The sequence below is a fragment of the Stenotrophomonas sp. HMWF003 genome, assembly GCF_003061285.1.
GTDB classification, from domain to species: domain Bacteria; phylum Pseudomonadota; class Gammaproteobacteria; order Xanthomonadales; family Xanthomonadaceae; genus Stenotrophomonas; species Stenotrophomonas maltophilia_AP.
Genome location: NZ_QAIW01000469.1, coordinates 1 through 1,497, shown reverse-complemented (window position 1 = coordinate 1,497; position 1,497 = coordinate 1). Strand labels below are relative to the sequence as shown.

General features: G+C 70.8%; 1 protein-coding gene. It reads right to left on the bottom strand.

What is annotated here, in order from left to right:
• Positions 1–68: 68 nt before the first annotated feature.
• Positions 69–1,497: DegQ family serine endoprotease (locus DBR34_RS20930; RefSeq protein WP_146186904.1), on the bottom strand; the 1,429-nt coding region annotated here is incomplete at its 5' end.

The window sequence follows — 1,497 nt, the reverse complement described above, 5'->3', positions numbered from 1 at the left end:
CGTGATCGGCCCGCCAGAAACGACCGGGCCCGCCGAAGCGGGCCCGGAAACGTAGTGCTGGCGGGGGCTTACTGCCCGGCCTTGATCGCCACGAAGGCGCTGTTGCCCGTGGCCCGGACCAGCAGCATGACCACATCGCCCTTCTTGTAGGTGGCCAGCGCCTTGTCCAGCGCGGCCACGCTGCCGACCGGGGTACGCCCGACCTGCAGCACCACCATGCCGGGCGACACACCGGCGTCGCGCGCCGATGCCCCATTGACGCGGGTCACCCGCACGCCCTCGCCCGCCCCCAGGCCCAGCTGCTTGCGCTGGGCGGCGGTCAGGTCGGCCACCTCCAGCCCCAGCAGGGCGTTGGAACCGGTCTGCGGCGCGGCGGCCTCGGCGGTGGGTCGGGCCGGGCCGCGTTCGGCATCCTCGGCCAACTCGGTCAGGGTGGCGGTGATGTCGCGCTCCTTGCCGTCGCGGACCACGCCCAGGCGGACCTTGCTGCCCGGCGGCAGCGCGCCGATCAGCGGCGGCAGGTCACTGAAGGTGTTGATGGGGCTGCCGTTCACCGAGCGGATCACGTCGCCCGGTTCCACCCCGGCCTTCAGCGCGGCACTGCCCGGCACCACTTCATTGACCAGTGCGCCGCGGCTGTCGGACAGGCCCAGGCCCTGCGCCTTGAGCCCGTCGATCGGCCCCACGGCGGCGCCCAGCTGGCCGCGGCTGACCCGGCCGGTCTTCTTGATCTGCTCGACCGCGCCCATGGCCAGGTCGATCGGGATGGCGAAGCTGATGCCCATGTAGCCGCCGGAGGCGGAGAAGATCTGCGAGTTGATGCCGACCACCTCACCGCGGGTATTGAGCAGCGGGCCGCCCGAATTGCCCTGGTTGATGGCCACGTCGGTCTGGATGAACGGCACGTAGCGCTGGTCGGCGCCGCCGGTGCTGCGCCCGACCGCGCTGACCACGCCGGCGGTGACCGAGTGGTCCAGCCCGAACGGCGAGCCGATCGCCACCACCCACTGGCCCGGCTTGAGCGTGTTGGAATCGCCCACGCGCACGGTGGGCAGGTTCTTGCCGTCGATCTTGAGCAGGGCCACGTCGTACTGCTGGTCGCTGCCGATCACCTTGGCGGTGAATTCGCGGCGGTCGCCCAGCTTGACCTTCACTTCGCTGGCGTCGGCGACCACGTGGTAGTTGGTCAGCACGTAGCCGTCGGCGGAAATGATGAAGCCCGAGCCCATGCCGCGGCCCTGGATGCGCGGGCTGTCGTCCTGGCCACCGGGGCCCTGCCCCGGCATCTGGAAGTCCGGGCCGAAGAAGCGCCGGAAGAATTCGGGCATCTCATCGTCGCCGCCCGGGCCCATGCCGCGGGCCTGGCGGTTGCTGCGCACGATGGTGGTTTCCACGTTGACCACGCCAGGGCCCACCTGTTCGACCAGGTTGGTGAAGTCCGGCAGGCCGCTGACCAGCTGCGGCCTGCCGGACTTCACCAACCTGGTCGAACAGGTG